Origin of the sequence: Ferrovibrio terrae (genome assembly GCF_007197755.1) — a bacterium.
Taxonomy (GTDB): Bacteria; Pseudomonadota; Alphaproteobacteria; order Ferrovibrionales; family Ferrovibrionaceae; genus Ferrovibrio; species Ferrovibrio terrae.
The window spans coordinates 1-17,748 of sequence record NZ_CP041636.1 but is presented as its reverse complement, the minus strand read 5'-3'; the positions used below and the strand labels follow the sequence as shown (position 1 = coordinate 17,748).

General features: G+C 63.9%; 17 protein-coding genes. 9 read left to right on the top strand and 8 right to left on the bottom strand.

Translation table 11 applies throughout. The annotated features are described in order from the left end of the window. Positions 1-2 precede the first annotated feature (2 nt). The 3 genes from FNB15_RS00085 to FNB15_RS00075 are packed head-to-tail and all read left to right on the top strand — an operon-like array spanning position 3 to position 2,407. Complete coding sequence (locus FNB15_RS00085) at positions 3-1,160, top strand: FAD-dependent oxidoreductase (protein ID WP_144066759.1); 1,158 nt, start codon at positions 3-5, stop codon at positions 1,158-1,160. Continuing rightward, positions 1,136-1,915: an aldo/keto reductase gene (locus tag FNB15_RS00080; protein ID WP_144066758.1), complete on the top strand. Its 780-nt coding sequence runs from the start codon at positions 1,136-1,138 to the stop codon at positions 1,913-1,915. The genes FNB15_RS00085 and FNB15_RS00080 overlap by 25 nt, the downstream gene beginning before the upstream one ends. 15 nt (positions 1,916-1,930) lie before the next feature. Next, a complete protein-coding gene (locus FNB15_RS00075) occupies positions 1,931-2,407 on the top strand; it encodes a PLP-dependent decarboxylase (RefSeq protein WP_144066757.1) in 477 nt (158 codons plus the stop codon). Between the two features lie 3 nt (positions 2,408-2,410). On the opposite strand, the gene FNB15_RS00070 is transcribed toward FNB15_RS00075, so the two are convergent. From FNB15_RS00070 to FNB15_RS00060, 3 genes are read right to left on the bottom strand one after another with little or no spacing between them, the layout of a single operon-like run. Then, positions 2,411-2,893: a hypothetical protein gene (locus FNB15_RS00070; protein WP_144066756.1), complete on the bottom strand. Its 483-nt coding sequence runs from the start codon at positions 2,891-2,893 to the stop codon at positions 2,411-2,413. After that, positions 2,871-4,481, bottom strand: coding sequence for a peptide chain release factor 3 (locus tag FNB15_RS00065; RefSeq protein ID WP_144066755.1), 1,611 nt, complete (start codon positions 4,479-4,481; stop codon positions 2,871-2,873). Before FNB15_RS00065 ends, FNB15_RS00070 begins: the two co-directional genes overlap by 23 nt. 39 nt (positions 4,482-4,520) lie before the next feature. Beyond that, on the bottom strand, positions 4,521-6,623 hold the full coding sequence (locus FNB15_RS00060) for a 3-hydroxyacyl-CoA dehydrogenase NAD-binding domain-containing protein (RefSeq protein WP_144066754.1): 2,103 nt from the start codon (positions 6,621-6,623) through the stop codon (positions 4,521-4,523). Positions 6,624-6,732: 109 nt separating this feature from the next. On the opposite strand from FNB15_RS00060, the gene FNB15_RS00055 reads away from it, so the two are divergent. Further along, on the top strand, positions 6,733-7,614 hold the full coding sequence (locus tag FNB15_RS00055; RefSeq protein WP_144066753.1) for a hypothetical protein: 882 nt from the start codon (positions 6,733-6,735) through the stop codon (positions 7,612-7,614). A 3-nt stretch (positions 7,615-7,617) separates the two neighbouring features. Here FNB15_RS00055 and FNB15_RS00050 read toward each other — a convergent pair whose 3' ends face one another. Further along, a complete protein-coding gene (locus FNB15_RS00050) occupies positions 7,618-8,265 on the bottom strand; it encodes a glutathione S-transferase family protein (protein WP_144066752.1) in 648 nt (215 codons plus the stop codon). 19 nt (positions 8,266-8,284) lie between these two features. Beyond that, positions 8,285-9,577 (bottom strand): NAD(P)-binding protein, encoded by a 1,293-nt coding sequence (locus FNB15_RS00045; RefSeq protein ID WP_221932705.1) that lies wholly within the window; start codon positions 9,575-9,577, stop codon positions 8,285-8,287. A gap of 95 nt (positions 9,578-9,672) precedes the next feature. Between FNB15_RS00045 and FNB15_RS00040 the strand changes: the two genes are divergently transcribed. The 5 genes from FNB15_RS00040 (at position 9,673) to FNB15_RS00020 (ending at position 12,741) form a co-directional block, all read left to right on the top strand. Continuing rightward, positions 9,673-10,461: an N-formylglutamate amidohydrolase gene (locus tag FNB15_RS00040; RefSeq protein WP_144066751.1), complete on the top strand. Its 789-nt coding sequence runs from the start codon at positions 9,673-9,675 to the stop codon at positions 10,459-10,461. 23 nt (positions 10,462-10,484) lie between these two features. Next, positions 10,485-11,621, top strand: coding sequence for a carboxylate-amine ligase (locus tag FNB15_RS00035; RefSeq protein WP_246068750.1), 1,137 nt, complete (start codon positions 10,485-10,487; stop codon positions 11,619-11,621). Between the two features lie 9 nt (positions 11,622-11,630). Further along, positions 11,631-11,945, top strand: a complete 315-nt coding sequence (locus tag FNB15_RS00030) for a DUF1244 domain-containing protein (RefSeq protein ID WP_144066749.1) — start codon at positions 11,631-11,633, stop codon at positions 11,943-11,945. Positions 11,946-12,070: 125 nt separating this feature from the next. Next, a complete protein-coding gene (locus FNB15_RS00025; RefSeq protein ID WP_144066748.1) occupies positions 12,071-12,349 on the top strand; it encodes a DUF2312 domain-containing protein in 279 nt (92 codons plus the stop codon). Between the two features lie 2 nt (positions 12,350-12,351). Then, positions 12,352-12,741 (top strand): hypothetical protein, encoded by a 390-nt coding sequence (locus FNB15_RS00020; protein WP_144066747.1) that lies wholly within the window; start codon positions 12,352-12,354, stop codon positions 12,739-12,741. A 9-nt stretch (positions 12,742-12,750) separates the two neighbouring features. Here the strand turns inward: FNB15_RS00020 and FNB15_RS00015 are convergent, their stop codons facing one another. The 3 genes from FNB15_RS00015 to FNB15_RS00005 all read right to left on the bottom strand — a co-directional run bounded on the left by FNB15_RS00015 (position 12,751) and on the right by FNB15_RS00005 (position 17,748). Further along, positions 12,751-13,239 carry a GNAT family N-acetyltransferase gene (locus tag FNB15_RS00015; RefSeq protein WP_144066746.1) on the bottom strand — a complete coding sequence of 163 codons (489 nt, stop codon included), beginning with the start codon at positions 13,237-13,239 and terminating at the stop codon, positions 12,751-12,753. Between the two features lie 39 nt (positions 13,240-13,278). Next, positions 13,279-14,139 carry an alpha/beta hydrolase family protein gene (locus FNB15_RS00010; protein WP_144066745.1) on the bottom strand — a complete coding sequence of 287 codons (861 nt, stop codon included), beginning with the start codon at positions 14,137-14,139 and terminating at the stop codon, positions 13,279-13,281. A gap of 114 nt (positions 14,140-14,253) precedes the next feature. Then, positions 14,254-17,748 (bottom strand): indolepyruvate ferredoxin oxidoreductase family protein, encoded by a 3,495-nt coding sequence (locus tag FNB15_RS00005; RefSeq protein WP_144066744.1) that lies wholly within the window; start codon positions 17,746-17,748, stop codon positions 14,254-14,256.

The following is a 17,748-nucleotide window of genomic DNA, read 5'->3' as shown; positions in this document are numbered from 1 at the left end:
CGATGACGCGACCTGATGTCGACGTCGCGATCCTCGGCGGCGGCATTGCCGGCCTCTGGCTGCTGGCGCGGCTGAAACGCGCCGGCTATTCCGCCCTGCTGATCGAAAGCGCCGCGCTGGGCGCGGGGCAGACGCTGGCTTCGCAGGGCATCATCCATGGCGGGTTGAAATACGCCATCGACCTCAAACTGGGGCAGGACAGCGCAGCATTGGCCGACATGCCGGCGCGCTGGCGCGCTGCCCTGAATGATACTGGCGAGATCGACCTGCGCGGTGCAACGCTGGCGGCCGAGAACCATCTGTTCTGGGCGCGGCGCACGCTGGCCAGCCGTGTCGCCGGTTTCTTCGGCAGCAGGCTGGTGCGTGGTCGTGTCGAGGTATTGAACCAGCCCGCCTGGCCGCAGGCGCTGCGCGATCCCGACCATGTCGGCGCGGTTTATGCGCTGGATGAATGCGTGCTGGATGTGCCGTCGCTGCTGACGGCGCTGGCCGCTCTGCATGCCGGCTGCATCAAGGCTGGCAAGGCGCAGATCGAGGATCGCGGCGATCATGTCATTCTCGATGTTGCCGGGCGCAGAATCATTGCGGGTCATCTGATTTCCGCGGCGGGTGCCGGCAACGAGGCGCTGTTGTCGCAACTCGGGCTGCCGGCGCATGCCGCGCAGCGCCGGCCGCTGCATCAGGTGCTGATCGGCAATGCACCAGCGCCGCTCTGGGCGCATTGCTTCGACACCAGCGACAAGCCGCGCGTCACCATCACCACGCATCGGCAGAAAGACGGTACACTGGTCTGGAATGTCGGCGGGCTGATTGCCGAAAACGGCGTGCAGCAAAGTGAAACCGAACTGATCGCCACGGCGCGCACGGAATTTGCCACGCTGCTGCCGAAGCTGGATTTCAGCCAAAGCCGCTTTGCCGGCCATCGTGTCGACCGCGCCGAAGGGGCGACGGAAAGCGGGCATAAACCTGATGGTCCGGTGCTGCAGCGCAAGGGCCGCATCATGCTGGCCTGGCCGACCAAGCTGGCGCTGGCGCCGCGGCTGGCCGATCTGGTCCTGGCCGATCTTTCAGCACCATCAGGCCATGCACAGCCTGACTGGGCCGACTGGTCATCGCCTGCGATTGCGCCGGCACCATGGGAGACCGTCTCGTGGAGATGAGGGCGCTCGGCACAACCGGCATTCAGGTCAGCCTGCTTGGGCTCGGCACCGTGAAGCTCGGCCGCAATGAAGGCGTGAAATATCCGCAGGCCTTCGACCTGCCGGACGATGCGGCCGTGGTGACATTGCTGGAAACCGCGCGAGAGCTTGGCATCAACCTGCTCGATACCGCGCCGGCCTATGGCCTCAGCGAGCAGCGGCTGGGGCTATTGCGGCCCGGCAAACGCGAGGACTGGGTGATCGCCACCAAAGCCGGCGAATTTTTCGAAAACTCTATTTCGCGCTTCGATTTCTCGGCCACGGCGATCCGCGCCTCGGTCGAGACCAGCCTGCGCCTGTTACGAACCGACTATCTCGATGCCGTGCTGCTACATTCCGATGGCGTGGACGAGGCGGGCGACCGCTTCCTGCCAGCGGCCGAGGAACTGGCCCGGCTGAAGCGGAAGGGCCTGATCCGCGCCACCGGCTTCTCAGGCAAGACCGTGGCCGGCGGCGACCGCCTGCTGCCGCATGTCGATCTGCTGATGGCGACCTGGAATCCCGGTTACACGGAAGAAGCGCCGCTGATCGCGCGGGCGGCGGCGCAGGGCAGGGGCGTGCTGATCAAGAAGGCGCTGGCCAGCGGCCATGCCATCGATCCTGCGGCCGCGCTGAAGGCAGCCGCGACTTTGCCCGGCACTTGCAGTATCGTGGTCGGCACGCTGTCGCCGGCCAATCTGCGGGCCAATGCGGCGGCCCTGCGGGCAACGCGGTAATGAGCGGAGCGAAGCGTGATCGAACAGTCCCCCGACCAGCAATCAGATGAACGGACAGAGCAGGAGACCCTGCAGGACATGCGGGTGGCGGCCGAGCAGGAATTCCTTGCGTTTGGCTGGCAGGCCGCTGAGGTCCAGCTGCCGGGTTCAGCCCCCGATGCGCCGTCGCGACCCGGTTTCAGCCACGGCGACTTCGCCGTGATGCACGCCAATCCGGGCTGGATGGTGGTGGCGCTGCCGGCGAAGCTGGTGCTGGGCACTTTGCCCTCGGCCTCCGCGGTGCGCCGGTTTGTGACGAAATGCGTCAGTTTCCCGGCCCAGCCGAACGGCGCCATTATCGGTGCGGCACGTCAGGCGATGCTGCAGGCGGTGGAGGAAGAGCTCAGCATGGCGCGTCAGGCGGCCGACATGCTGGAAGCGAAGATCGACGATCTGCTGAGCAGCATCGATGACATCCACGCGAAGTCGATCCTGTTTTCGCGCGACGACTAGTCTTTATGAGCGGCCGCTGCTGGGGGCGCGCAGCGGCACTTCCTGCATCGAGCGGATATAGACGCCGACCACCTGCGGGCCCTGCAGTGAGCGGTTGATCTGGTAGACCAGCCGGCGCTTCAGCCCTTCAATATCATTGTCGTAGATGCGGCCGTCACGGCCAAGCGGTTCGCGGTTCAGTTCCAGGATCACCGCGTTGTAGACGCGCGGCATCAGGTCATCGACCTTGCGCGCGGTCTCGACGTTGCCGCAATCCACGGTCAGCGTCATGATCACCTTGGAGCCCGGCGGACCCGAGATCGGCGCCGTGACCGCGTCGATCACCAGAAGCGGCGTGTTGACCAGCGGCTTTTCCACCGGCGTATCGCTCTTCTTCTTTTCCTTCTTCTCCTGCGCCCAGACGTTTACGGGCAGCAGGCTGCCGGCCGCCAGCACAACAAGCAGGCGGCGGCGATCGATATGGTTAATGGCGTTCCCGCGTCGCATGGAAACGGATCTTATCCCATTTCTTCTCGATATAGGAGAGTTCCCAGGTGTTGCGCGCCATGAAGACCGGGTTGCCCTCGCGATCATCCGCGATAGTGCCGCGGTTCTGCTCGACAAAGTCGTGCAGATCGCGCGGATTTTCGGCGTCCACCCAGCGGGCGGTTTCAAAGGGCGCGGTCTCGAAGCCGGCCTGAAGGCTGTATTCCTCGCTCAGTCGGGCCGCGAGAACATCCAGCTGAAGCGGGCCGACCAGGCCGACGATCCAGTCGGCGCCGATCCGGGGGCGGAACACCTGCGTCACGCCTTCCTCGGCCAGATCCTCCAGCGCGCGCTGCAGATGCTTGGCCTTCATAGGATCGCCGAGCCGCACGCGGCGCAGGATTTCCGGCGCGAAGTTGGGAATGCCGGTGAAGCGCAGGTCTTCGCTCTCGGTCAGCGTATCGCCGACGCGCAGTACGCCATGATTGGGAATGCCGATGATGTCGCCGGGCCAGGCTTCATCCGCCAGCGAACGGTCCTGTGCGAAGAACAGCGTCGGGTTGCTCACCGTGATCGACTTGCCGGTCGAGACCTGCTTCAGCTTCATGCCACGCTTGAAATGGCCCGAGCAGAGCCGCAGGAAGGCGACGCGGTCGCGGTGGTTCTTGTCCATATTGGCCTGGACCTTGAACACGAAACCGGTAACGCCCTTGTCGGTCGGCTGCACCATGCGCTTGTCGGTCGGCTGCGGTCGCGGCGGCGGCGCGAATTCGCCCAGACCCTTCAGCAGTTCATCGACGCCGAAATTCTTCAGCGCCGAGCCGAAGTAAACCGGCGTCATATGGCCCTGGCGATAGCTCTCGATATCAAACGGCGGGCAGGCGCCTTCGATCAGTGCGATATCTTCCTGCAGCTTGGCGAGCTGCGCGGCCGGGATCATCTCGGCGGCGCGCGGATCGTCCAGCCCCTTGTCGAGGATGATCACCTCTGGCTCGAGATTCTTGTTTTCCTTGCCGACCAGCAGCAGGCGCTTGCCGATCAGGTCGTAGCAGCCCTTGAATTCGTAGCCCATGCCGATCGGCCAGTTCACCGGTACGCATTCCAGCGCCAGTGTCGAGCCGACTTCGTCCAGCAACGCAAAAGGGTCCTGACTTTCGCGGTCGATCTTGTTCACGAATGTCGTGATCGGCACGTCGCGCAGGCGGCAGACTTCGAACAGCTTGCGGGTCTGGGTTTCGATACCCTTGGCCGCATCAAGCACCATGACCGCGCTATCAACCGCAGTCAGCGTACGATAGGTGTCTTCGCTGAAGTCTTCGTGGCCCGGCGTGTCGAGCAGATTGAAGGTCCAGCCCTTGAACTCGAAATTCATCACCGAGGTCGAGACCGAGATGCCGCGCTGCTGCTCGATTTTCATGAAGTCGGAGCGGGCACGACGGTTTTCGCCACGCGCTTTCACGGCACCGGCCAGATGGATCGCGCCGCCGAACAGCAGCAGCTTTTCGGTCAGCGTGGTCTTGCCGGCGTCAGGATGCGCGATGATGGCGAAAGTACGCCGGGCGCCAATTGGATCATTGGCGCCCGGATATGAGACTGCAGATTCGGACATCGGACTCTTGAGCTACCTCTGACTCCGGACGGGAGCTTGTCAGCCCTTCCATCCCTTGCCGGCTTCGGCACGCTGGACCAGCAGTTTGGCCGGCTCCCAGAACTTGCCGTGGGTCTTGTGGAAACCGCGGATCGTGGCGAGCACCTTGTCGAGGCCGATCTGTTCAGCCCAGAACATCGGCCCGCCGCGATAGACGGGGAAGCCATAGCCGAAAAGGTAAACGATGTCGATATCGCTGGACCGGATGGCGATGCCTTCCTCGAGGATTTTCGCGCCCTCGTTGACCAGAGGATACATGCAGCGCTGCACGATTTCCTCGTCGGAAATCTCCCGCCGTTCAATGCCTTGCGCTTTGGATTCCTCCAGGATGATGTCTTTTACCACCGGATCGGGACGGGCATCGCGGCCTTCGTATGTATAGAAGCCGGCGCCGGTCTTCTGGCCGAAGCGGCCAAGCTCGCAGAGCCGGTCGGCCACCCTGGAATAGCGCTCGTCCTTGGGCCGCAGATGTGCCTTGCCCTTGCGGATGCGCCAGCCGACATCAAGGCCGGCCAGATCGCCCATACGGAAGGGACCCATGGCGAGGCCGAATTCCTCCAGCGCGCGGTCGATCTGCTCAGGGCTGCAGCCTTCTTCCAGCAGGAAATTTGCCTCACGCAGATAGCCGTGCAGCATGCGGTTGCCGATGAAGCCGTCGCAGTTGCCGGCCAGCACCGAGACCTTCTTCAGCTGCTTGCCCAGCGCCATTACGGTCGCGATGGTCTCGGGCGAGGATTTCGCGCCGCGCACGTTTTCCAGCAGCTTCATCACATTGGCCGGGCTGAAGAAATGCGTGCCGATCACGTCCTGCGGCCGTTTGGTACTGGTTGCGATCTCGTCGATATCCAGCGTCGAGGTATTGGTGGCCAGCACGGCACCGGGCTTCATCACCTTGTCGAGCTTGCCGAACACGTCTTTCTTGACGCCCATTTCCTCGAACACGGCTTCCACCACGATATCGGCGTCACCGATATCCTCGAAATGCTGGGTGGCGGAGATCAGCTTCATCGCCCGATCCATCGCCTCCTGTTTCATGCTGCCGCGGGCAACAGACGTCGCGTAATTCTTCTCGATCGTGCCCAGACCCTTGCTGAGCGCTTCCTGAGAGACGTCCAGCAGCTTCACCGGAATGCCAGCATTGGCGAAGTTCATCGCAATGCCGCCGCCCATCGTGCCGGCACCGAGGACCGCCGCCGACTTGATCGGCTTGGGCTTCACGTCTTCGGACAGGCCGGGAATCTTGGTGGCCTCGCGTTCGGAGAAGAAGGCGTGGATCTGCGCGGCGCGCTGCGGGCTGGCCATGCATTCAAAGAAGAACTCGCGCTCCTTCAGCAGTCCGTCGTCGATCGGTAGTTTGGTGGCGATTTCCACCGCGTCGATGCAACGCCAGGGACCGAGGAAGCCCTTGGCCTTCTTCTCGATGCTCTTGCGGTAGTCGGCAAAGAGCGCGGGATCGACATTGCTGACCTTGTCGTTCATGTCGCGCACCAGCCGCAGCGGGCGCTTCTCGGCCACGACCTTTTTGGCAAAGGCCAGCGCACCGTCCAGCAGGTCGCCGTTCACGATCTCGTCGATGGCGCCAAGCTCGGCGGCTTTTTTGTTCGGGATCGGATTGCCCGACACGATCATGTCGAGCGCCACCTTCGGCCCAACCACGCGCGGCAGGCGCTGCGTGCCGCCTGAACCGGGCAGCAGGCCTAGCTTCACTTCCGGCAGGCCGACCTGGCCGCTGTCGATGCCGACACGCCAATGGCAGGTCAGCGCCACTTCAAAGCCGCCACCCAGTGCCGTGCCATGCAGCGCAGCCACGACCGGCTTGGTCATCGCCTCGATGCGCTTCAGCACGTCGGGCAGATAGGGCTGTGTCGGCGGTTTGCCGAATTCCTTGATGTCGGCACCGGCAATGAAGGTGCGTCCGCCGCCGATGATCACCGCGGCCTGCACACTTGCATCGGCATCGGCCTGATCCAGGCCTGCGATGATCCCGGCGCGCACCGCCTGGCCCAGTGCGTTGACCGGCGGGTTTTCGATGGTGAGGACGGCGATGCCATCCCGGACAGCATAGCTGACGGCGTTTGGGGTAACGGCGACTGGTTCGGACACGTTTCTCTCCGCTTGGTCTTATAGTTTGTCGGACAATCGGTTATAGCCGAGGCGATTTGCGCGGGCAAAAGCCTTGGCCTGCCGCTACGTCAGCGCTAAGTCTTTGGGTATGGCCAGCTTTTTAGAATATCGCTCGCAAGATTGGGACAATCGTCGCCTCTGGGTGGCGCTGGCGCTGTCCCTGTTGCTGCACGGACTGGTGGCCATCCTGCTGCTGATCGAGCCCTGGACCTGGCGGGTTCAGCCCGAGCCGCCCCCGGTGCTGGCCGAGTTCGTGATGCCGCCAGCGCCGAAACCGGCACCGCCGCCCGCGCCCCAAGCTGCGCCGCCACCACCCGCACCGACACCCCCCACGCAGCCGCGCGTGGTGGAGGAACTGAAAGACGTGCCGCCGCCATCGGTGCCGCAGCTGCAGCAGGCGCCGGTGACGCAGGACCCGTCGCGCGCACCGCCCAGCTCTGGCCAGCGCGCGCGTCCGCAGGCTAGCGACCGGCCGCAGCCCGCGCCGATGCTGGGTCAGTCGGGTCCCACCACGACGCCGGCGCCGCCACAACAGGCGCAGCGCACGCTGCCCTCGCAGCAGACCACCGGCAACCGCCAGCGCGGCGCACCGGGTGCAGCCGCCGGAGAGACCGGCGCGTCGATGACGCAGTCGGAAAGCGATTTTTTCCTCAGTCAGATCCAGCGCGCCTGGGTGCTCGATTTCGACGCGCCGCGCTTTGCCGATATCCGCATTTTCGGCCGCTATCGCGTGCTGGCCGACGGTATGCTGGCGCCGCCATTCGGCAAGGACGATCCCTGGGATATGAGGAAGATGGTGGAGAACTGGGACCGCATCGCCAACGATCCGCGGCCTGAGGCCGCGGCCTTCCGTACAGCGGTGGAAACCTTCCTGCGCGCCATGCGCTTGGCACAGCCGCTGAAGATGCCGCCAAATGCGGAAGGCTATCCGAAGGTGCTGGAACTCAACTTCCGTGTGGGTGATCTGTAGTCGCTACTGCGACGCCTGCAGTTTCTGCTGATAGCGGCTCCAGCTCTTGCGGACTTCATCCAGCACCGGCGCCGCCGTGGGATGCGACTTGATGCGCTGCCAGTAAGTGTTGAGCGCGGGACGCTTTTCCAAAAGGTTCTGGCCGATCAGGCCGGGCAGCACCTCGTCGACATAGAACAGCATGGGGCTGAGCGTACAGTCGGCCTGGCTGAAGCGCGCCTCGGCAGCACAGCCATCTTTCGCCACGTAGATATCGAGGAATTTCAGCCCGCGCGCAAAAGCAGGGGCCAGAGCTTCGATGGCCTCCCGGTTGCCCGGTTGGGTGAACAGCAGCACGAAGAAATCATGCAGCGCCGGCGCCAGATAAAGATCCGACAGCCGCACCATCAGGGTGACGCGGGCGCGCGCTTCCGGTGTGTCGAGATACAGCGACGGACCAGGCAGCGTGGCATCGAGATAGCCGCAGATCACTTCCGATTCCGGCAGCAGCGTGCCGTCATCCAGCAACAGCGCCGGAATCTTGCCGATCGGCGCGATGGTCTTGTAATCGGCGCCGGGCTTCAGCATTTCGATGGGTGCGGCATTCTTCGCACGCAGCAGCATGCGGACGCGCGCGGCAAAGGGCGATCCGTCGTTGTTGTAGAGCTTCATGTTTCCCCGCCTTTTATGATTATTTGTGTTTTCTCAACTCGTCCCAGGCCGCGAGTTTGGCGCGCGGGCTGCCAGGCACTGCGGCGGCGATTTCCGCCGCCTCGATACGCTTCCAGCAGGCCCAGTCCATGACGTGGACGCCACGGCCGGTCAGCCAGGCATCCAGCGCAGCCGAGCCTTCCTTCGGTGGCGCGGTGTCACTGGCGTAATCGGCCAGCAGCAGGTCGGCGACGGTCTTCGCCTCGGCGCGGTTGGTCGGGATGGTGCCCGAAGGACCGCGCTTGGCCCAGCCCACCACATAGAGGCCCGGCTCGATGCGGCCATCGGTGTTGGCAATCACGCCCTGGGCATCGCTTTGCGGCAGGTCGCCGTCGGCCGCCGTGCGATAGCCGATGGCGCTGATCACCGTGCCAACGTCCAGCGTGGCGCCACCCTTGATCTTCAGGCCTTCCACGCGGCCGTTGCCGATGATCGCCTCGGGCGAGGTGTTGAACAGGAAGTGCAGCTTGATCGGCCTGTCGTCCGTGCGATCCGCAAACTCATGCAGGATCGACAAGTTCTTTTCCTTCACCCGCGCTTCGTTCACGTCGAGGCCAGCGGGCAGGACATCCGGCAGGTCGCTTTTTTTCACGACGGGACGCACGCGTTCCAGCCTGCCGAGTTCGGCCAGCTCCGTGCTGGTGAAGCTGGCTTCCACCGGGCCACGGCGGCCGAGGATGTAGAGATCAGTGAAATTCGCGGCGGCGATTGCCTCAGTTGCATGCGCCGTCAGGTCGCTGCTCGCCATTTCGGCTTTGGTTTTGCCCAGCACCCGGACGATGTCGATGGCGACATTGCCCATGCCGATCACGGCCGCGCCGGGTCTGTCGAGCAGAGGTTCGAGATCGCGGAAATCAGGATGGCCGTTATACCAGCCGACGAAGGCCATCGAGCCGTAGCGGCCCGGCAGGTCCTCGCCCGGCAGGCCGAGCGGCCGGTCGGCATGGGCGCCCACCGCCAGCACCACGGCGTCGTAATGGTTGCGCAGGTCGGCAAGCGGCAGGTCGCGGCCGACCTGCACATGGCCAAGGAAGCGCAAGTTGCCGCCGGCGAACAGCCGGTCGAACTGCCGCGTCACCGCCTTGGTGCCCTGATGGTCGGGGGCGACGCCGAATCGCACCAGGCCAAATGGCGTGGGCAGGCGGTCGAACACGTCGATTTTCAGGTCGGGACGCTGGCGGAGCAGGGCGTCGGCACAAAACAGCCCGGAGGGACCGCTGCCAACTATGGCGATATGGTGCAGCACGGCTTCGTTTCGGCTATGATTGGACAAATTGTCGCCGCAACCTTAGTGCAGCCTGCCTTGGTTATGCAAACCTGCCGCCCCGATTTCCGCACGGTCAGACCGGCTGAAAAACCTGTCTGCCCATGACTGAGCCGTCAGAACCTCCAAGTTTTCGCGTGCTGAATCCGCAGGGCCGCTCACCTGCGGTGCTGATCTGCGACCATGCCAGCCGTGCCGTGCCGCCGGCGCTGAACAATCTTGGCCTGCCGGATGACGAACTGCTGCGGCATATCGGCTGGGATCCCGGCACGGCGGCGATCGCCGAACAACTGGCGCATCGGCTGGATGCCCCGGCGGTCTTTTCAGGCGTGTCTCGGCTGGTGGTCGACTGCAACCGCCGGCCCGACGATCCGACCCTGATCTGCGAAGTGAGCGACGGCACGATTGTACCGGGGAATCGAGATCTGCCCGAAGCCGAACGCGAGCGCCGGCTGGCACGCTATTTCCGTCCCTATCACGCTGCTGTGTCGGATACGCTGGAGGCGGCGCGCCAGCGCAGCCCGCAGCCGGCGCTGCTGTCGATCCACAGCTTCACGCCGAAACTGCGCGCCAAGGACGAGGCGCGGCCCTGGCATATCGGCGTGGTCTGGGATCGCGACGGCCGGCTGGCCCAGCCGCTGCTGCAGGCGTTGCGCGATGAAGGCGATCTGGTGGTGGGCGACAATCTGCCCTATAGCGGCAAGGATCATTCGGGCTATTCGATCTTCGAGCATGGCCAGAATCGCGGGCTGCATCATGTGATGATCGAGGTCCGACAGGATCTGGTCTCGCATGATGCCGGCGTGGATGAATGGGTCGAACGGCTGGAACGCTGCTTCCGCCGCATGCTGGTGGAATCCGGTGTGCTGGCGCCGGCCGCGACGGCTGCGTAACGAGTTTTTTGTCAGGGGGAAGCGTGGCCGAAGATTTCACGATCGGCATTGAGGAAGAGCATCTGCTGGTGGATCGCGCCACGGGCGCACTGGCGATTGATCCGCCGGCCGCTCTGCTGGAGGAATGCGATACGCTGGCCGTTGGTCAGATCAACCCCGAATTCCTCAAATGCCAGATCGAGATCGTGACCGGGGTCTGCCGCGACATGGGTGAGGCGCGCGCCGATCTGGTACGCCTGCGCTCCGCCATTGCCGATGTGGCCGGCAAGCATAATCTCGCGCCGATTGCCGCCTCGACGCATCCGTTTGCGAAATGGAGCGAGCAGAAGCACACCGACCGCGAACGCTATGATCGGCTGGCCAAGGATCTGGCCGGTGTGGCCCGCCGCCTGATCATCTGCGGCCTGCATGTGCATGTCGGCATCGCGGATGAAGATCTGCGCATCGACCTGATGAACCAGGTCAGCTATTTCCTGCCGCATCTGCTGGCGCTCAGCACCTCGTCGCCCTTCTGGCAGGGCGAGGAAAGCGGGCTGCATTCCTATCGCCTGTCGGTCTTCGACAGCCTGCCGCGCACGGGTCTCCCCGAACGGCTGGAGACCTGGGGCGAATACCAGCGGCTGGTCAACCGCCTGCTGCAGGCCGGCCTGATCGAGGATGCCACCAAGCTGTGGTGGGACATCCGGCCCTCGGCGCGTTATCCCACGCTGGAACTGCGCATCACCGATGTGTGTACGCGGGTGGATGACAGCATCACGGTGGCGGCGCTGTTCCGCTGCCTGCTCGCGGCGCTGTTGCGGCTGAAACAGAAGAACCAGCGCTGGCGCATCTATGCCAATACGCTGATCGACGAAAACCGCTGGCTGGCGCAACGTTATGGCGCCGAGGGCAAGCTGGTCGACTTCGGCAAGGGCCAGGCCGTGCCTTACGCGGCCCTGGTCGAGGAACTGATCGAACTGGTGCGCGAGGAGGCCGTGCAACTGGGCTGCCTGGCCGAGGTCGAGCGGGCGCGTGGCATCCTGTCGCGCGGCACATCGGCCCAGCGGCAGTTGCAAGTCTACCGCGCCGCCCTAGAGTCAGGAGCGGACAAGCCTGCGGCATTGCGCGCCGTGGTCGACTGGCTGATCGCCGAGACCGTCAATTTCCAGGTTCCGAATTAGGAGGCTGCTATGGCCGACAAGATCGACGACAAGACGCAAACCGAACTCGAAGCCGCCGCGTTCCGCCGGCTGCTCGAGCATCTGCGTACCCGCACCGATGTGCAGAATATCGATTTGATGAATCTCGCCGGCTTCTGCCGCAACTGCCTGTCGAACTGGTATCAGGAGGCGGCCACAGGTAAGGGAATCGCCATCGATAAAATGGCGGCGCGCGAAGAGATCTACGGCATGCCCTATCCCGAGTGGCAGGCGAAATATCAGAAGGACGCCTCGCCGGAACAGCAGAAGGCATTCGCCGAGTCGCAGAAAAACCATAAACACTGAGGAAAACAGGTATCTGTCCACAGGCGGCGCATTCCTGTGGATAAGTGGCGGGCAGGCATAGGCGACAGTGTTGTGGCGGCTATAATCCGCGCCAATCCCCAGCCCATTCCCTTGCAGAGGCAGTCATGGCCAAGAAACTCAACTCCGGCAACTTCTCGACCGAGCAGCTCAACCAGCTCGTCGCCCGCATCGAGCGGCTGGAGGAAGAGAAGAAGGCGCTCGCCGACGACATCAAGGAAGTCTATGCCGAAGCGAAGGCGCATGGTTTCGATATCAAGATCCTTCGCCAGGTGATCCGCCTGCGCAAGCTCGACAAGGCCGATCTGGCCGAGCAGGAAACCCTGCTGCAGGTCTATATGGAGGCGCTCGGCATGGATACCGACCACAGCGCCGCGGCGGAGTAAGCATGCGCAGCGGCCAGTCCGGCATCCTCGCAGGTCTGGCCGCGCTTCTTTTGTGCGGGGCGGCAGCGGCGCAGCCGCAGCGTCCGGTCACCGATGACGCACAGGCCTGCGTCACCATCGCCAATCTCACCGAATACAACTGGCCGATCGGCATCCGCCGCGAGGGCCGGGTCAATTCCACCGTGATCGCCAAGCCGCGCGAGGTGAACCGCTATTGCGCGCCCGACCGGCTCGGCGCCGACGAGTATATTCGCGTGCAGCTCAAATCGAGCTGGTTCCCGCTGGGGGAATGCGAGCTGAAAAACCGCGGCACGATGGAAATCTACCGCGAGAAAAGCACCGAGACCGACAGCGGCGAAGTCACCCGGGTGAAATGCTACGGGGGACGGTAATCCGTCGTCTTACGGCCGCAGCAGCGCCCAGCGCCAGACCGGACCGTCGTCGGGATCGTCCACGGCTTCCACCAATGTGAAACCGCGTTTCTGCAGGATCGCCGTCGAGGCATTTTCCTCCGGCAGGGTATGCGCCAGCACGGCCTTTATCTCGTATTCGTTGAAGGCGATCTTCAGCAGCTCGCGCGCCATCACGCTCGCCACGCCCTGGCCTTCGTAGCCCGGGAAGGTGAAATAGGCGATTTCGACCAGGCCCTGCACCGGCGGTGACTTGAAGGCGCAGGTGCCGAGCAGGGCATTGTCGGTCTCGCGGAAAGCGAAATAGCTCAGCCAGGGTTCGGTCGCGCCGGTCTGCGCATAGAGATCGAGCGTGGCGGTCGCCACTTCGGCGGCGAGGTCTGCCACCTCGGCATGGTTCGGATGCTCGGCCAGAACCGCCAGCGGATTGGCGACCAGGCTTTCGAGATACGGCGTGTAGAGCGGTTTGAGCGTGAGCATGTTGCGGGTTTGGCCGATCCCGCCCGGTTGCGCAAGGCCTCAGCGGCTTTTGAGCCAGTCCAGCAGGGTGGGCAGCACCACCTGCGGTTTGCGCACCCAGCGGAAATGGTCGATGCCCTCGATCCCCATGGCCCTGGGATCGAGATGCTGGCGTGTCAGTGTCGCTTTGGGGAAACGCCGCACGATGTCGTTCATCGCGTGTTTGGGCGCAAAGAAATCGCCCTGCAGCGAAATCGCCAGAACAGGAATGGCCATCGTCGCCAGCACGGCATCATGGTCGGTGCGTGCGGGCTTGCCGAAGTAAAAACGACCTGTGCGGGCCTGGCGGCCCCAGTCGGCGATCACGCTGCGCGCCTCGCGGCCGGCGAATTTGAATTTTTCGCCGGGGAAATGCCCGAGCAGTTTCGACACCAGCACGGCTGTCTGGCTATAAGGCCAGAAGGGCAGCGGCCAGAGTTTCCAGTGCACTGAACTCACAGCGGTGAGGATCAGACCATCGAGCTGCTGCGGATGGTGGGCTGCATAGATCGCGCTGACCTGGCCGCCGAGCGAATGGCCGTAGAGATAAAACGGCGCAGCGGGAAAGCGCGCCTTCACGGCCGCCACCGCCTGCGGCCAGTCTTCAGTCAGCAATTCATGATAGCCGAAGTCATAGTCGCGGCCCGGCTTGCGCCCGCCGCTGTCCTCATGGCCGCGCAGTTCGGCCACGGCGATGTTGTACCCGGCCTCGCGCAACGCAGTGGCCAGCGGCGCGTAGTAGCCGGCCTTCACGCCCATCGCCGGCTGGATCAGGATGGCGGCGGCTGCCGGATCAGCAGCAGGATAAACCTGCAGCGCGAAGCTGGTGCCTTCGCTTCTCTGCAGGCGGATGATTTCAGGTGTTGCGGCCGACAGTGTCATGGCGCGATCAAGCCATGACGCTCAGCCGTCCGCAATTACCTTTATGGTCGTAACGCAGCGGCATGCCGCTGCGGCACTGTGACGGCGGTTACTCCGCCCCCTTACTCCGCCCCCTTACTCCGCCGCTGTCGCCAGCGGAGCGGTCGGGTCGCGGAAGGTCGCCAGCAGCTTGGCTTCCTTCTCCTTCGCCGCCTTCAGGTGCTTCACCTTCACATGGCCGTAGCCGCGGATATCTTCCGGGATTTTCGCCAGCTGCACGGCCAGCGCATGGTTCTCCGGGGTCATCCTGGTGCAGAGCTCCTCGATCAGCCCGAAGTAGTCCACGATCAGCTGGCGTTCGGTCTGACGCTCATGCGTATAGCCGAACACATCCAGCTTCGTGCCGCGCAGGCCCTTGAACCTGGCCAGCAGCTGGAACGCCTTGAACATCCACGGACCGAACTGCTTCTTCTTCGCGATGCCGGTTTCCGGATCAGGCGGATTGAGCAGCGGCGGCGCAAGATGGAAGCTGAGCGTGAAATCGCCCTCGAACTGGGTGTTCAGCTTCTTGAGGAAATCGCCATCGGTGTAGAGCCGCGCGACCTCATACTCGTCCTTGTAGGCCATCAGCTTGTAGGCATAGCGCGCAACCGCTTCAGCGAAACCGGTCATGCCTCTGGCTTTCTGCTCGGCGGTACGCGCCCGTTCCACCAGCGATTTGTAGCGTTCGGCATAAGCCTGGTTCTGGTACTGCACCAGACGCGGCGCGCGGTCGGCCAGCAGTTCGTCGGTGGTCTTGGCAAACGCCTTCGGCTCGAAAGTGGCGACGCTCGGCCGGGCGATGTCTTCCACCGCCTTGGCATCCTGCGCGTACAGGCGGCCCCAGTTCAGCGCCGTCTTGTTGCTCTCAATCGCCGTGCCGTTCAGCTCGATGGCCTGCAGCAGGGCATCCAGCGAGACCGGGATCAGGCCGCGCTGCACGGCGTAGCCCAGCATGAACATGTTGGTGGCGATGGCATCGCCCATCAGCGCCGTGGCGATGCGGGTGGCCTCGACGAATTCCGACAGGTTGTCGCCGGCCGAATTGCGGATCGCCTGCGCCATCTGGTTGTCATCCAGCACCAGATTGGGATTGAGCTGGAATGCAGCCGTCGGGGTCAGATGCGTGTTGATCAGGGCGCGCGTATGGCCCTTCTGCATCTTCTCCAGCGCGGCATCGCCCGCGGCCACGACCATGTCGCAGCCCAGCACCAGATTGGCGCCGCCGGCCGCCACGCGCACGGCGTGGATGTCGTCCGGATTCATCGCGATGCGCACATGGCTCAGCACGGCGCCGTTCTTCTGCGCCAGACCGGTGAAGTCGAGCACGCTGGTGCCGTAGCCCTGAATATGGGCCGCCATACCGAGGATCTGCCCGATGGTGACAACGCCGGTGCCGCCGATGCCGGTGATCAGGATGTTGTAGGGCTGGTCCAGCGGCGCGATCTCAGGAGCCTTCAGGCTTGCGAAAAGCCCATCGGTCTTGTCGGCCGGATTCTGCTGCAGCTTCACCTTGGCGCGCTTCACTTTGCCGCCCTGCACCGAGACGAAGCTGGGGCAGAAGCCGTTCACGCAGGAGAAGTCCTTGTTGCAGGACGACTGGTTGATCTTGCGCTTGCGGCCGAGTTCGGTTTCCTGCGGCTCGACCGAGACGCAGTTGGATTTCACCGAGCAGTCGCCGCAGCCCTCGCAGACCGCTTCATTGATGAAGATGCGGCGATCGGGATCGGGGAAGGTGCCGCGCTTGCGGCGGCGGCGCTTCTCGGCTGCGCAGGTCTGGTCGTAGATCAGCACGGTACAGCCTTCGATCTCGCGCAGTTCCTTCTGCACGGCATCCAGATCGTCGCGATGGTGGAAGGTGGTGCCCGGCGCCCATTCGGTGCCGACCGGATACTTGTCCGGCTCGTCGCTGACCAGCGCGATGCGGCGCACGCCCTCGCCATAGACCTGCAGCGAAATCTGCTGCGGGGTTAGCTGGCCATCATGCGGCTGGCCGCCGGTCATGGCGACTGCGTCGTTGAACAGGATCTTGTAAGTGATGTTCACCTTGGCGGCGATGCTGGCGCGCAGGGCCAGCAGGCCGGAATGGAAATAGGTGCCATCGCCCAGATTGGCGAAAATGTGATTGTCTTCGGTGAACGGCGCCTGGCCGATCCACGGCGTGCCTTCGCCGCCCATCTGGGTGAAGGTCGCGGTCGAACGGTCCATCCACAGCGACATGAAATGGCAGCCGATGCCGGCCACTGCGCGGCTGCCTTCCGGCACGCGGGTGGAGGTGTTGTGCGGGCAGCCCGAGCAGAAATACGGCGTGCGCTGTGTCTTGCCGATGCTGCTGGCCGCGGCCTCGCGCTCTTTCTGCTCGATGAAGGCGATGCGCTCCTCGATGCGCGGGTTGGTGCCGTAACGCTTGAGCCAGGTGTAGAGCGCCTTGGCGACAATCGCCGGAGAAATCTCGCCGGACGACGGCAGCAGCCACTTGCCCTCGGCATCGAACTTGCCGATCACGCGCGGACGCACGTCTTCGCGCCAGTTATACAGCTGTTCCTTCAGCTGGTTTTCGATGACCGCGCGCTTTTCCTCGACGACGATCACTTCCTCCAGGCCCTCGGCGAAGTGGCGGGCGCCTTCGCGCTCCAGCGGCCAGACCATGCCGACCTTGTAGAGGCGGATACCCATGTCGGCAGCCATCTCTTCGGTAATACCCAGGTCTTCCAGCGCCTGACGCACGTCCAGATACGACTTGCCGGTGGTGATGATGCCCAGCCGCGGACGCGGGCTGTCGATCACGATACGGTCGATTTTGTTGGCACGCGCGAAGGCCAGTGCGGCATAGGCCTTGTGGCGCTGGAGCCGGTCTTCCTGTTCCAGGATCGCATCGGGCCAGCGGATATTCAGTCCGCCCGGCGGCATCTGGAAATCGGTGGGATAGGCAATCTGCAGGCGGTCGGGATCGATCGACACGCTGGCCGAGCTTTCCACCGTTTCGGTCTGGCATTTGAAGCCGACCCAGATGCCGGCATAGCGCGACATCGCCCAGCCCAGGAGGCCGTAATCGATAAACTCCTGCACGTTGGCCGGATGCAGCATCGGCATCATCGCGGCCATCATCATGTGCTCAGACTGGTGCGCCACGGTGGACGAGGCCGCACCATGGTCGTCGCCGCACAGCGCCAGCACGCCGCCATGCGGCGAGGTGCCTGCCGAATTGGCATGCTTGAACACGTCCATCGAACGGTCGACGCCGGGGCCCTTGCCGTACCAGATCGAGAAGACGCCGTCGTATTTCGCTTTAGGGAAGAGATTGAGCTGCTGGCTGCCCCAGACAGCAGTGGCGGCCAGATCCTCGTTCACGCCGGGCTGGAACTGGATGTGGTTCTCTTTGAGGAATTTGCGGGCTTTCCAGAGCTGTTGGTCGAACAGCCCGAGCGGCGAACCGCGATAGCCGGAAATGAAAGCAGCGGTGTTGAGGCCCGCGGCCAGGTCGCGCTTTCGCTGCAGCATCGGCAGGCGCACCAGCGCCTGCGTGCCGGTCAGGAAAACCCGGCCGCGCTCGAGGGTGTACTTGTCGTCCAGCGTGACATTCGCCAGCAT